The 11,669-nt window shown below is 71.5% G+C and carries 13 protein-coding genes; 5 read left to right on the top strand and 8 right to left on the bottom strand.

Annotation, left to right across the window (positions count from 1 at the left end; genetic code table 11):
• Positions 1-229: 229 nt before the first annotated feature.
• A complete protein-coding gene (locus tag ACFQMF_RS08910) occupies positions 230-1,120 on the top strand; it encodes a hypothetical protein (protein ID WP_256408915.1) in 891 nt (296 codons plus the stop codon).
• Positions 1,121-1,145: 25 nt separating this feature from the next.
• On the opposite strand, the gene ACFQMF_RS08905 is transcribed toward ACFQMF_RS08910, so the two are convergent.
• Entirely contained in the window at positions 1,146-1,424 is a 279-nt protein-coding gene (locus tag ACFQMF_RS08905) for a hypothetical protein (protein ID WP_256408916.1), read from the bottom strand.
• 107 nt (positions 1,425-1,531) lie between these two features.
• Between ACFQMF_RS08905 and ACFQMF_RS08900 the strand changes: the two genes are divergently transcribed.
• Both ACFQMF_RS08900 and ACFQMF_RS08895 read left to right on the top strand, forming a co-directional pair.
• On the top strand, positions 1,532-2,419 hold the full coding sequence (locus ACFQMF_RS08900; RefSeq protein WP_256408917.1) for a DMT family transporter: 888 nt from the start codon (positions 1,532-1,534) through the stop codon (positions 2,417-2,419).
• Between the two features lie 60 nt (positions 2,420-2,479).
• Positions 2,480-4,168 (top strand): sensor histidine kinase, encoded by a 1,689-nt coding sequence (locus ACFQMF_RS08895; RefSeq protein ID WP_256408918.1) that lies wholly within the window; start codon positions 2,480-2,482, stop codon positions 4,166-4,168.
• Positions 4,169-4,221: 53 nt separating this feature from the next.
• Here the strand turns inward: ACFQMF_RS08895 and ACFQMF_RS08890 are convergent, their stop codons facing one another.
• Positions 4,222-4,719, bottom strand: coding sequence for an SRPBCC family protein (locus ACFQMF_RS08890; RefSeq protein WP_256408919.1), 498 nt, complete (start codon positions 4,717-4,719; stop codon positions 4,222-4,224).
• Positions 4,720-4,894: 175 nt separating this feature from the next.
• On the opposite strand from ACFQMF_RS08890, the gene ACFQMF_RS08885 reads away from it, so the two are divergent.
• Entirely contained in the window at positions 4,895-5,821 is a 927-nt protein-coding gene (locus tag ACFQMF_RS08885; RefSeq protein ID WP_256408920.1) for a DNA-3-methyladenine glycosylase family protein, read from the top strand.
• Positions 5,822-5,923: 102 nt separating this feature from the next.
• Positions 5,924-6,316 carry a DUF555 domain-containing protein gene (locus ACFQMF_RS08880; RefSeq protein WP_256408921.1) on the top strand — a complete coding sequence of 131 codons (393 nt, stop codon included), beginning with the start codon at positions 5,924-5,926 and terminating at the stop codon, positions 6,314-6,316.
• 120 nt (positions 6,317-6,436) lie between these two features.
• On the opposite strand, the gene ACFQMF_RS08875 is transcribed toward ACFQMF_RS08880, so the two are convergent.
• The 6 genes from ACFQMF_RS08875 to ACFQMF_RS08850 all read right to left on the bottom strand — a co-directional run bounded on the left by ACFQMF_RS08875 (position 6,437) and on the right by ACFQMF_RS08850 (position 11,545).
• Positions 6,437-6,670, bottom strand: coding sequence for a UPF0058 family protein (locus ACFQMF_RS08875; protein WP_008849848.1), 234 nt, complete (start codon positions 6,668-6,670; stop codon positions 6,437-6,439).
• 172 nt (positions 6,671-6,842) lie between these two features.
• Positions 6,843-7,022: a DUF7836 family putative zinc-binding protein gene (locus ACFQMF_RS08870; RefSeq protein ID WP_092566064.1), complete on the bottom strand. Its 180-nt coding sequence runs from the start codon at positions 7,020-7,022 to the stop codon at positions 6,843-6,845.
• Positions 7,023-7,111: 89 nt separating this feature from the next.
• Positions 7,112-8,116 (bottom strand): transcription initiation factor IIB, encoded by a 1,005-nt coding sequence (locus tag ACFQMF_RS08865; RefSeq protein ID WP_256408922.1) that lies wholly within the window; start codon positions 8,114-8,116, stop codon positions 7,112-7,114.
• Between the two features lie 349 nt (positions 8,117-8,465).
• Positions 8,466-9,422 carry a mechanosensitive ion channel family protein gene (locus tag ACFQMF_RS08860; protein WP_256408923.1) on the bottom strand — a complete coding sequence of 319 codons (957 nt, stop codon included), beginning with the start codon at positions 9,420-9,422 and terminating at the stop codon, positions 8,466-8,468.
• A 96-nt stretch (positions 9,423-9,518) separates the two neighbouring features.
• The gene (locus ACFQMF_RS08855) at positions 9,519-10,787 is read right to left on the bottom strand and encodes a Zn-dependent hydrolase (RefSeq protein WP_256408924.1); all 1,269 of its coding nucleotides are present in this window, start codon (positions 10,785-10,787) and stop codon (positions 9,519-9,521) included.
• Between the two features lie 98 nt (positions 10,788-10,885).
• A complete protein-coding gene (locus ACFQMF_RS08850) occupies positions 10,886-11,545 on the bottom strand; it encodes a DUF7978 family protein (protein ID WP_256408925.1) in 660 nt (219 codons plus the stop codon).
• Positions 11,546-11,669: the final 124 nt, after the last annotated feature.

The raw sequence follows: 11,669 nt of genomic DNA, 5'->3' as shown, positions 1-11,669 counted from the left end.
CGATCCTCTGGGAACCGCGGGTCGCCGCCTGCCCATTCATACCGGGGCGATCGCCCCACCCACTTTTTCCACACTCTCATCCGCTCGTAGACACCGCTCTGCGGGGTCCCGCGACGACACCGAGCGGCCGCACCGCGTTTCGACCGCGCGGTCGAAACGCGAGCGAATTTCAATATTGAGAGGTCCACCCGTAAGTTTATCAATTTTGTCGCTGAAGCTAACGGTATCGATGGCCGCTCCGACGGATTCCGACCGCGAGGTCACGGTGCGACTGTCCGCGGCGGGACGACCGCCGGTTCGCGAGGGGCCGTCGCCGGAGCGGGTGGTCTCCGTGCTGTTCGACACCGGAATCGAGGAGTGGCGACGCGGCCGGCGCGGTTCGCCCGGGCCCGGTCCGGCGCGAGAGGCGATCGTCGCCGCGAGCGACACCACCCGCGGAGCGGTCGGAACGACGCAGGTCGTCCCGAGTCGGCGGCTCGCGTACACGACGCTCGACGAGTCCGCGCCCCTCGACCGCGTGGCGGACGCCGTTTCGGCGCACGTCGTCGACGTCGATGGGGAGGCGCCGTCCGTCGTCGTCGACGACGTCGCTCCGGTGCTCGTCGACCGGGGCCTCGACGCGACACGGTCGCTCGTCGCGGCGCTGGGGAGCCTCACCGACGTCGCCGAGGTCGTCGTCGGCTGCTCGTACGGTCCCGAGACGGCCGCGGACGTCCGATCGCTGTTTGATCCGACCGACGTCTCGGAGCCCGTCGATCACCCGGTCACCGGGACCGTCGATCGACTGCGACGCGACGATCCGACGACGTTCGGATACGTGCGTCGCCACTGGGCGGAGGCGCGCGACGGAATCGAGCGCTGCACGCGGAACTACCCGCAGTCAAAACAGGTGCACGCCGCACTCTCCGACCCGGAGACGACGCCGAGAACGCTCGGCGCGACGCTGTCGGGGCTGGTCCGGCTCGACGTGCTCGACACGTGGGGCGAGACCGTCGGATCGACGCGGTACGACCTCACCGCCTACGATCCCGACCGGATGTGGGTAGTCGGCGCCGCCCTCGCGACGTCGTCGGAGGAGCCCGACGCGGACGGCGAGTCGATGACGGCCGACGACGACTGACCGGTTGACCGCCACTCCGTCCGCCCTACTCCGTCCCCGGCGCGTCGAGGTCGTGTGAGACGACGGTGCCGTCCGGTTCGAGCGTGACCGTCCCGAGCGTGACCGTCGCCCCCGCCTCGAACCGGTCGGCGACGGCCCCGAGGACGGCTCGCTGGTCCAGGCGGTCCCAGACGGTCTCGGCGACGAGGGACTGGAACGCCTCGGGGTCGGTCCACCCGGAGTCGACGTCCGACGGGACGCGGACGACGACCCGGAGCTCCTCCTCGGTGAGGCGGATCCCCACGCCGAACGTGTCTGCGCACATGCGCCGACGTTCGGTCCGGAGTCGCAAATCACCGTCGGGAGGCGGTCGGGCGCGCCGCGCCGTCCCGAAACCGGTAAGCGGTGCCGGCCGGAACCCCCGCCGTGTCGATGTCGACCGATCCGCGGGTCCCGCCGGCCGCCGCCCTCGCGCTCGCGGTCGTCGCCGTGAGCGCCGGGGCGATCCTCGTCAGGCTCAGCGAGGCCCCGAGCTCGGTGGCCGCGTTCTACCGCGTCCTGTTCACGACGCTGCCGCTCCTCCCGGTCGCGCTCTGGCGGTATCGCGCCGAGTTCGCCCGCGTCCGGCACCGCGACCTCGCGTTCGCGGCGCTGTCGGGCGTCGCGCTCGCGCTCCACTTCGCCGCCTGGTTCGAGAGCCTGGAGTGGACGAGCGTCGCGGCGAGCGTCACCCTCGTTCAGGCCCAGCCGGTGTTCGTCGCGCTCGGCGCGTGGCTGCTCCTCCGAGAGCGCGTGACGCGCCGGATGGCCGTCGGCATCGCGGTCGCCGTCGCGGGGATGGTCGGGATGTCCCTCGGCGACTTCCTCGGCGGAGTGCTCGTCGGCCCCCGGCCGCTCTACGGGAACGGGCTCGCGCTGGTCGGCGCCGTGACGGCGGCCGGCTACGTCCTCGCCGGTCGCTCGCTCCGGCAGCGGGTCTCGCTCGTCCCGTACGTGGTCGTCGTCTACGGGGTCTGTACCGTCTCGCTCCTCGCCGTCGTCCTGCTCCAGGGCCACCCGCTCGCCGGGTATCCGTCCCGGGAGTGGGCGCTCTTCGCGGGGCTCGCGCTCGGTCCGGGACTGCTCGGCCACACCGTCCTCAACTGGACGCTCGCACACGTCGAATCGAGCGTCGCGTCCGTGTCGCTGCTCGGCGAACCGGTCGGCGCGACGCTGCTCGCGTTCGTCTTCCTCGCCGAGGTGCCGACGCCCGTCACGCTCGTCGGCGGCGGCGTCGTCCTCGCCGGAATCGCGCTGACGTCGACGGGTACGGCGAGCTGACGTTCTCACGGCCGATATTCGGGCGTTAACGTTGAAATGTGGTCACCGTGACCTCCCCGTATGCACCGCCGTTCCGTCGTCGCCTACGTGGGCGGCGACACGGACCTGCGCGACCGCGTCCGCGACGCGGTGGCGGCCGCGTGGAGCGATTCCCCTTCGCCGGGGTACGAGGCGGTCTCGCCGGCGGCGTTCTCGGAGGCGACGACGGAGGTCCCGTCCCCGCTGAGCGACGCCTGCGGGGTCGTCGTCGCCGCCGACGCCCTCGCGTCGGAGCCGACGCGGCGCCACGTCGCCGCGACGCCCGAGACCGTCCCCGTCCTCGTCGCCGTCGAGGAGGCGGAGACCGAGACGATCCGCGCCCTGCTCACCGCCGACGCGGACGACGTCGTCGCCGTCGAATCCGACGACGCGGCGCCGGACAGCGACGGCGACGCGGCGCCGGACCGTGACGACGACGCGGCAGGTCCCCTCGTCGAGCGCCTGCGGGACGCGATCGATCCCGCGCTGACGCGGCTCGGCGGCGACGACGTCGCGCGGCTTCGCGAGGTGCTGCTGGACGCGGGGACCACCCTGATGAGCACGCGGTCGGACGAGGTCGAGACGAAGGTCGTCTGGACGATGGAGAACGTCGGACGACAGGTCGCGGTCGACCGGATCGTCTGTTACCTGGAGGAAGACGGCGCGTTCGAGCCGGCGTACCACTGGTCCTCGGACGGGTGTGACCCCGATCCGAAGCCGTTCGAGACGTTCCCCGACCCGGAGGCGCTCTCCACGTTCGAGAACGTCGTCCGTCCCCCGGTCCGGGACGGGGAGGCCGACGAGAGAAGCGCCCCCGTCGGAGCAGACGGAGGGGGAAGTGCATCCGTCGGAGCAGACGGAGGGGGAAGTGCGCCCGCCCAGGGAGCCGGCGACGGCGACGCGGACGCCGGGTCCACGTCGGCGACGGTCCACGTGCCCCTCGTCTCCGACTGGGAGCTGATCGGCGTCCTCGCGTTCGAGACCGACGACCCGCGCGCGTGGACCGCGGAGGAGGTCGCGGCGTACCGCACCTTCGGCGACCTGATCGCCCACACCGTCGCGCGGAACGAGCGCCGGCTCGAACTCCGCCGCCAGACGGAGCGCCTCGAACAGTTCAGCGCGGTGGTCTCGCACGACCTCCGGAACCCGCTCAACGTCTTCTCCGGCTACCTCGACCTCGTCGCGGACGACGTGGAGCGCCCGAAGTACGAGGCGATGGAGCGCGCGGTGCTCCGGATGGAGACGCTCATCGACGACCTCCTCATGCTGGCGAGGCGCGGCGACGCGATCGACGAGACGGAGCCCGTCCCGGTCGCAGCGGTCGCCGAGGACGCCTGGAGCTCCGTCCGAGCGCCGGACGCGACGCTGACGGTCGCGGACGACGCCGCCCGCGTGGAGGCCGACCCGAGCCGCCTCCGACAGCTGTTCGAGAACCTCTTCCGAAACGCGGTCGACCACGGCGGGCGGGGAGTCAGTATCGAGGTCGGGGTCGAGGACGATCGCTCGGGCGTCCGGGAGCTGTACGTCGCGGACGACGGGCCGGGGATCCCGCCGGACGCGCGCGACTCCCTGTTCGAGTCGGGGTTCTCGACCGCGGGGAGCTCCGGCCTCGGGCTCGCGATCGTCGACCGGATCGCCGACGCTCACGGCTGGGGACTCGACGTCCGCAACGACGGCGGCGCGGTGTTCGAGCTCTCGGTCGAGACGGAGCCGGTGACCGCGCCGGCCTGACCGGCTCGACCGCGCCGGTCCGACCGACCCCGCCGCGTCCCGCCTCGGACCCGCTACGACTCGAACCGGTCGACCGTCCGCCGGTGTCGGTCGCGGAACATCCCCTCGAACCCGACCTTCGCGAACGGCCCGGCGAGGTCACCGAGCGGCCCGAGCGGCAGCCGGTACGAGACGGTGTCGACGAGGAGCGTCTCCTCGCCGTCGGCGTAGAAGGCGTGCGTGTGTTCCCACCGCCGGAAGGGCCCGCCGACCATGTCGTCGACGAAGCGCGCGCTCTCTTCGACCGGCGCGTCGCCGTCGGGCGTCCGCTCCGTGATCCGCGAGACCCACCGCTGGCGCGGGCCGACGCCGAACGGTCGCATCGACATCCGGATCCGCGACCCCTCGGCGAGCACCGCCGGGTCCGGCTCCCCGTCCGGTCCCTCGACGCCGGCGACGCGGAGGTTCATCCAGTCCGGCGTGAGCGCCCGGAGGCCGTCGATCGTGGAGTGAAACGCCCACACGTCGTCGATGGGGGCGGGCACGCGGGTCGTCCGGCGGTACGTCGGCATACTGCCCTTAGGTGACGACCGGGCAAAAACCCCCCTTCGCCCGCGGACGTTGCCGGCGGTTCGGTCTCGGCTCGGCTCGCGGGGCGGACCGAAGCGGAAGCGCGCGACCCGTCGACCCCGTCTCGACCCGCCGATACCGAAATCGGAATACGGCTGTGACCCCACCGAATCCGTAATGGAACGAGGCGCGATCGACGTCGCGGACCTGGCCGGCCCGTTCGACCTGCAGGCGACCGCCGAGAGCGGCCAGAGCTACCTCTGGAACCGCGCCGACGGGGAGACCTACGCGGACCTCCACGCCCACGGCGGCGACGAGTGGTACGAGACCGTCGTCGCGCCGATCCCCGACCTCGTCGAGGAACGCATTCCCCTGCGCGTCAGGCAGGAGGGCGGCGTCCGCGACGGGACCCTCCACTGGGAGTCGACGGTCGACGCCGTCCCGATCCTCGAACACCTGTTCCGGCTCGACGACGACCTCGACGCGATCCTGGGCGCGACGCCGGACCTCCCCCTCCTCGAACGGGCGTACGACGCGTACGAGGGGATGCGGCTCACCCGCGACCCGACGTTCCCGTGTCTGATCTCCTTCATCTGCTCGGCGCAGATGCGCGTCGCGCGGATCCACGGCATGCAGCGTCGCCTCCGGGAGACGTACGGCGACGTCGTCGAGCTGGACGGCGAGGCGTACCACGCGTTCCCGACGCCGGAGCAGCTCGCCGCCCGGACCGAGGACGAACTCCGGGACCTCTCGCTGGGCTACCGCGCGCCGTACGTCCAGCGGACGGCCGAGATGGTCGCGTCGGGCGAGGCCGACCCGCTCGCGGCCGCGGACCTGCCGTACGAGGAGGCGCGCGAGTCGCTGACCCGGTTCGTCGGCGTCGGCGACAAGGTCGCGGACTGCGTGCTGCTGTTCTCGCTCGGCTTCTTACAGGCGGTCCCGCTCGACACCTGGATCCGGACGACGATCGAGGAGTACTACCCCGACTGCGAGCGCGGGAACTACGCCGAGACGTCGCGCGCGATCCGCGAGCGCTTCGGCGGCGAGTTCGCCGGCTACGCCCAGACGTACGTGTTCTACTACCTCCGAGCCGGCGGCGAGTGAGTCAGGGCCCGCGTCCGTGTCCGCGACCGTCGCGCCGTCGTTTCGACGAGGCGACCTGTCGGCCGAACCTTCATACTCGTTCGTGCGGTACACGCCACCGAGATGGACTGCCGAGTCGTCGTGGAGGCCGCCGTCCCCGTGTACGACGTCGGGACCGCCGACGAAGCCGTGCGGATCGCGATCTCGAAGACCGGCGAGATGCTGAATCCGGACCTCAGTTACGTCGAGATCGACACCGGAAGCCGCGCGTCGCCCGCGGGCGAGGAGCTGCCCCCGGCGTTCGTGGCCGCCGACGAGGCGCTCGTCGCCCTCGAACTCCGCATGGACGTGTTCAACGTCGAGCGCGCCGAACACGCCAGCCGCGTCGCGCGGAAGGAGATCGGACAGCGCCTCCGGAACATCCCGCTGAAGGTGCTCGACGTCGAGGAGATCGAGGCCGACGACGAGTCCGAGGGCGTGACCGACTCCGACTCGGTGTCGACCGACGAACGCTGACCGGCCGCCTCCGCCGGGACCGTCCGACCGGGACGGAGCGACGCCGGAATCGGAACGTCGGTGCCGGACACGGCGTCGTCACTACGGAGGCGACGAACGGTCGAGAACGGAGGCGAACTCTCAGTCCGCGGTCGGGGCCAGCGGCTCCGACTCGGACTCGTCCATCGGCTCGGTGATGCCTTCAGTCAGCTTGAAAACGGCCGCCTTGTGGTCTGTCTTCGATTTGTGAATCGATGTCGGTTTGACGCCCAGTTCCTCGTACGCGTCCAGATCGATGTCCTCGTCCCAGAACTCGCACTGTTTTCGTACCTCCGCGAGAAGGCCGTGAAGATGAATGAGCTCCTGCTTCTTCATGAGTAACAGCCCTTTGCTACCGGAGGTTTATATTATTATCTTGAGTCACGTTACCATGGGTTCCCCGCGTATTCGGCGTTTTCGGGTCGTAGATCGGCCTTTTCGGGTTATCGATCGGGAAGGTTCGAGAGCGCGGCGAGGTCGAGCACGGCGGGACGGCCGCCGCCGCGGTTCACTGGAACTGCTTGACGGCTTCGAGGTCGCGCTCGGTCCGCATGAACTCCGTCAGCCGGCGGGTCGCGTGGCATCCGGGACAGCTGAAGTTCGAGCGGAGGTCCTGGAGGTCCGCGGGGTTGTCCTGCCACTCCTTGGTACATTCCGGACAGACGAGTCTGACGAACGCGTCGACCATGGCGGGACGTACACGCGGCCGACGTAAAAACGTACGTGGCGAAGAAAACGGACGCGGCGGGTGAAAGCGGACGCTGCGAGCGCCGGACCTCAGGCCGCGAGCCCCTCGCTCGCTTCGAGGAGCTCCTTGTACCGGTTCCGGATGGTGACCTCGCTGATGTCGGCCACCTCCGAGACCTGGCTCTGCGTCACCTTCTCGTTCGAGAGGAGCGCGGCCGCGTACACCGCGGACGCGGCGAGCCCGACCGGGGACTTCCCGCTCGTGATACCCGACTCCTTCGCGCCGTCGAGGAGCTCGCGGGCCAGCCGCTGCGTCTCCTCGGAGAGCTCCAGCCGCGAGACGAACCGGGGGACGTAGCTCCCCGGGTCGGCCGGCTGGACGCGCAGCCCCAGTTCGCGGATGACGTAGCGGTACGTCCGCGTGAGCTCCATCTTGTCGACGCGGGAGACCGCGGTGAACTCGTCGAGGCTCCGCGGGTTCCCCACCTGCCGGGCGGCCGCGTACAGCGACGCGGTCGCGACGCCCTCGATCGAGCGGCCGGGCAGGAGGTTCTCGCTCAGCGCGCGGCGGTAGATGACCGAGGCGGTCTCGCGGACGTTGTCCGGGAGGCCGAGCGCCGACGCCATGCGGTCGATCTCGCCGAGCGCCTGCTTGAGGTTGCGCTCCTTCGAGTCGCGGGTGCGGAACCGCTCGTTCCAGGTGCGCAGCCGCTGCATCTTTTGCCGCTGGCGGCTCGACAGCGACTTCCCGTAGGCGTCCTTGTCCTGCCAGCCGATGTTGGTCGAGAGCCCCTTGTCGTGCATCATATTCGTCGTCGGGGCCCCGACGCGGGACTTGCTGTCCCGCTCGCCGGAGTTGAACGCGCGCCACTCCGGCCCGCGGTCCACCGAGTCCTGCTCGACGACGAGCCCGCAGTCGTCGCACACGGTCTCGCCGTGCTCGGTGTCGGTGACGAGGCTCCCGCCGCACTCGGGGCAGGTCGTGGTCCGCTCCGTCGCCGTCGACTCCGACTCGTCCGTCTCCGTCTCCGTCGCTCGGCTCGCTCGCTCTCGCTCCGTTTCCCCGCCGTAGTCGCGCGTACGTGTTTCTGTCATAGGGTTCTCTCCGATCGAACTCCCGACGGAAATACTGGTGCCGGGTGCGCCGATTCGTTAACAAATAGTAAGTCGTCAGCATATATAAATCCAGCGTGAGTTCAGATAGCATACGACTCGGTGAATACCCCCGACAGTCGCGATACCGGGCGGTTACGGCGTTCCGGTTCCTCGTCCGGACGAGCGACGCGACGGCAGCCAGCTCTCCCCGATATATAAATAGTGTCGGCTCCGCGGCTCGCTTCCGATCGGTCTCGTTCCGATCGCGTCACCGACTGGAACCCTCCCGACCGCGTCACCGGTTGATACCCTCCACGACCCCGCTCGCGGTCGGTGAGATCGCCGCGCGCTACCGGTTCCGGCTCACCGGGAACGCCACTCGGTCGGGCGCGTCGTTGAACCGGTCGAGGATCCGCTCGTACAGTCGGTTCTTCACGCGCTGCCCCCGACGCGAATGGGTGAGGTATCGAACGCGGAGCTCCACCCACGACTCCTTCTGCGCCACGTTCACCGTCGGGCCGTCGCGGACCTCCAGCTCCACCGGCGTCTCCGCGAGCGCCTCGCGGTACGCCGCGATGCCGGCGGCCATCTCGTCGCCGATCAGGTCGGTCGCCTCCTCGGTCATGACCTCGCGGGCGAAGTCGAGGTCCGTCTCGTAGGCGACCTGTACGGCCACCTCGTTCCAGACGTACGGGGAGCCGCCCCCGCCGAAGTTGACGACGTTCGAGGAGAGCACGACGCTGTTCGGCACCGTCACCACCCGTCCCGACGGCTGGTTCGTCGTCACCAGCTCGCCGTTGATCTCCCACAGCGTCGTCACGAGGAAGTCGACGCCGATCACGTCTCCCTTCGCGTCGTCGATCCGCACGCGGTCGCCGACGCCGTACGGCTGTTTCACCGTGATGTACACCCACGCGATGAGCGACAGGAGCGGCTGCTGGAGCGCGAACGTGACCGCGAAGCCGATGACGCCGAGCGAGAAGAGGAGTCCGAGCCAGTTCTCGGTCAGCACCGCGAGCGTCGCGACCGTCCCCACGAAGCCGAACGCGAGCCGCAGGAGGTTGCGCGTGTTGTACGCCCGGCGCTTGTTCGCCGACCGCATCAGCAGCCGGACCGCGAGGGCGTACGACCCGTACAGCACGCCGAACACGGCGACCACGAGGAGCAGCCGCCCGACGACGAGCGTCGCCGGGTAGCCGAGCAGGTCGGGCCAGTCGCCGAGCGCCCCCGTCGTCGTCACGAGTCCGCCCGCCGCGCCGGCGGCGACGCCGAAGGCGACGGCGCCGAGCCCGAGAGGTCGTCTCACGGTGGCCGGTCGCGGCCGACCGGCAAAACGGTTGTGACGGCGGGGCGATGCGCTCCGATTCCGACCCGCTCTGCGCGCCGCCGACCTCGACCGTCCCTACTCCCCGTCGACCGCGACCCGCGCCAGCGCCCCCGCGAGCACCTCGGTCGCCGCGGCGCAGTCCGCCCAGTCGGTCCACTCGCGGGGGCTGTGTGAGACCCCGTCGCGCGAGGGGGCGAACAGGAGGGCGGCGTCGGTGACGCGGGCGACGCGCATCGCGTCGTGCGCCGCCCCGGAGTGGAGGTCGATCGCGGTCCGGCCGGCGCCGCTCGCGGCCGCGTGAGCCGTCTCTCGGAGTCGCTCGCTCATGTGCGTCGGCGGCACGTCGAAGGGGCGCTCGAACGAGGTCTCGACGCCCCGCTCGCGCTCCAGTCGGGCGAGCGACTCGCGCGCGGCCGAGACGATGGCCTCCGTCGACTCGGCCTCGACGTCCCGGACGTCGACGCCGGCGTCGACGCGCCCCGGAACGACGTTCGTCGCGTTCGGCGAGACGGAGAGCGACCCGACGGTGCCGACCGCGGAGGCGCTCGACCCGTCGACGACCGCGTTCGCGGCCGCCTCCACGTCGAGGACGAACTCGCTCGCGGCCGCGAGCGCGTCGGTCCGGTCCCCCATCGCGGTCGCGCCGGCGTGGTTCGCCTCCCCCTCGATCGTCGCCTCGCAGTGAGTGATCCCCGTGATCGTCGTCACCACGCCGACGTCCGCACCGGCCTCCTCTAGGACGGTGTCCTGCTCGACGTGGAGCTCGTAGAAGGCCGCCCACGTCCCGGGGTCGATGGCGTCGTCGCCGCGGTAGCCGATCCGGTCGAGCGCCTCGCCCAGCGTCTCGCCGTCGTCGCTCTCGCGCGCGAGCGCCGCCTCGGCGTCCGTCTCGCCGGTCGCCGCCGACGAGCCGAGCAGCCCGTCGCCGAACGTGGCCCCCTCCTCCTCGGTGAAGCTGACGACGCCGATCGGGCGCGCCGGCTGGACGCCCCCGTCCTGCATCGCCCGCACCGCTTCCAGCGCGGCGTACACCCCGAGCGGGCCGTCGAAGATCCCGCCGTCGGGGACGCTGTCGAGGTGGCTCCCGCTCACGACGGGCGCGGCCGCCGGGTCCGCGGAGTCGGGGGTCCACGTCCCGAGGACGTTCCCGACCTCGTCGACGGCGACGTCGAGGCCGGCCGCCGCCAGCCGCTCCACCAGCCGGTCCCGGGCGGCCGCGTTCGCCTCGCTCCCGGTCCGGTTCGTTCGCCCGCGCTTCTCCGGGTCGTCGTGCTCGACGCGACCGAACGCCGCGTTCGCCTCCAGGTCCGCCCGGAGGCGGTCGGCGTCGACTGACGGGTTCATGCGCGGATCGGGGCGCCGCCGCGTCAAAACGGTTCGTGCTCGGGGCCGAGACCGGACGCGGCTCTCGCCGGTCGCTTCCTCGACGCGGCTCGCTCCGGTCACTCGCCGGACGCGGTCCCCGCGGCGAGGGCGCCGGCCACGCCCCCGAGGGTCAGGCTCACCGCGGTCACGAGCGCGAGCGCCGCGGCGAGGTCCGGCCCGGCGGCGACGCCGCTCACCGCCGACGCGGGGACGCCGTCGGCGTCCGATATCGGGGCGACACCGCCCGCCGCGTGGCGCGTGAGCGGCACGCGGGAGACGGCGCGCAGCGCGAGCATCGCCGGGAGGTATCCCAGCGCGGTGGCCGCCCCGGCGACGAGTCCGTTCAGCTCCTCGTCGACGCCGAGGTAGCGAACGGCCGCCGCGCCGCCGAGCGCGGCGACCGCAACGACCGCGCGGAGCGGCCACAGCGCGGCGTCGGCCTGTATCAGCGGGTGACCGTAGATGACGAGGTTCGACAGGGCCGCCCCCGTTCGCGTCTGCACCCAGTGGGCGTCGAAGAGGAACCAGACCGTCCCCTCGACCGCCGATATCGGTCCCCCGACCATCCATCGGGCCACTTCGGAGTCCCCCGGAGACACGCCCGCGACCGCGAGCCCGGCCCACGTCGCCGCCAGCCCGACGAGGGCGGCGGCGCTCCCGCAGGCGACGACGACCGGGAGCCAGCCGGAGGGGAGGGCCACGAACGACCAGAGGGTGGTTCGCCCGTCCGCCGACATCGCGGGCCGGTCGTTCCCGAGCGAGCGGCATATGCCTTGTTCCGGCTCGCGGCGCGGCTCGGTTCGCGGCCGGTCGTCGCCTCCGGTCCGACGGTCCCGCGAGGGCAACCGATTTGGGCGTCGC

The sequence above is a fragment of the Halorubrum rutilum genome (assembly GCF_042665015.1).
In the GTDB taxonomy this organism is placed as follows: domain Archaea; phylum Halobacteriota; class Halobacteria; order Halobacteriales; family Haloferacaceae; genus Halorubrum; species Halorubrum rutilum.
The sequence above is the reverse complement of the archived record's forward strand: the minus strand, read 5'-3'. Positions and strand labels throughout refer to the sequence as shown.

What these genes read in the sequence shown, in the direction of transcription:
- ACFQMF_RS08910 (WP_256408915.1), top strand. Translation starts at nt 230, where the DNA reads ATGGCCGCTCCGACGGATTCCGACCGCGAGGTCACGGTGCGACTGTCC.
- ACFQMF_RS08905 (WP_256408916.1), bottom strand. Translation starts at nt 1,424, where the DNA reads ATGTGCGCAGACACGTTCGGCGTGGGGATCCGCCTCACCGAGGAGGAG.
- ACFQMF_RS08900 (WP_256408917.1), top strand. Translation starts at nt 1,532, where the DNA reads ATGTCGACCGATCCGCGGGTCCCGCCGGCCGCCGCCCTCGCGCTCGCG.
- ACFQMF_RS08895 (WP_256408918.1), top strand. Translation starts at nt 2,480, where the DNA reads ATGCACCGCCGTTCCGTCGTCGCCTACGTGGGCGGCGACACGGACCTG.
- ACFQMF_RS08890 (WP_256408919.1), bottom strand. Translation starts at nt 4,719, where the DNA reads ATGCCGACGTACCGCCGGACGACCCGCGTGCCCGCCCCCATCGACGAC.
- ACFQMF_RS08885 (WP_256408920.1), top strand. Translation starts at nt 4,895, where the DNA reads ATGGAACGAGGCGCGATCGACGTCGCGGACCTGGCCGGCCCGTTCGAC.
- ACFQMF_RS08880 (WP_256408921.1), top strand. Translation starts at nt 5,924, where the DNA reads ATGGACTGCCGAGTCGTCGTGGAGGCCGCCGTCCCCGTGTACGACGTC.
- ACFQMF_RS08875 (WP_008849848.1), bottom strand. Translation starts at nt 6,670, where the DNA reads ATGAAGAAGCAGGAGCTCATTCATCTTCACGGCCTTCTCGCGGAGGTA.
- ACFQMF_RS08870 (WP_092566064.1), bottom strand. Translation starts at nt 7,022, where the DNA reads ATGGTCGACGCGTTCGTCAGACTCGTCTGTCCGGAATGTACCAAGGAG.
- ACFQMF_RS08865 (WP_256408922.1), bottom strand. Translation starts at nt 8,116, where the DNA reads ATGACAGAAACACGTACGCGCGACTACGGCGGGGAAACGGAGCGAGAG.
- ACFQMF_RS08855 (WP_256408924.1), bottom strand. Translation starts at nt 10,787, where the DNA reads ATGAACCCGTCAGTCGACGCCGACCGCCTCCGGGCGGACCTGGAGGCG.
- ACFQMF_RS08850 (WP_256408925.1), bottom strand. Translation starts at nt 11,545, where the DNA reads ATGTCGGCGGACGGGCGAACCACCCTCTGGTCGTTCGTGGCCCTCCCC.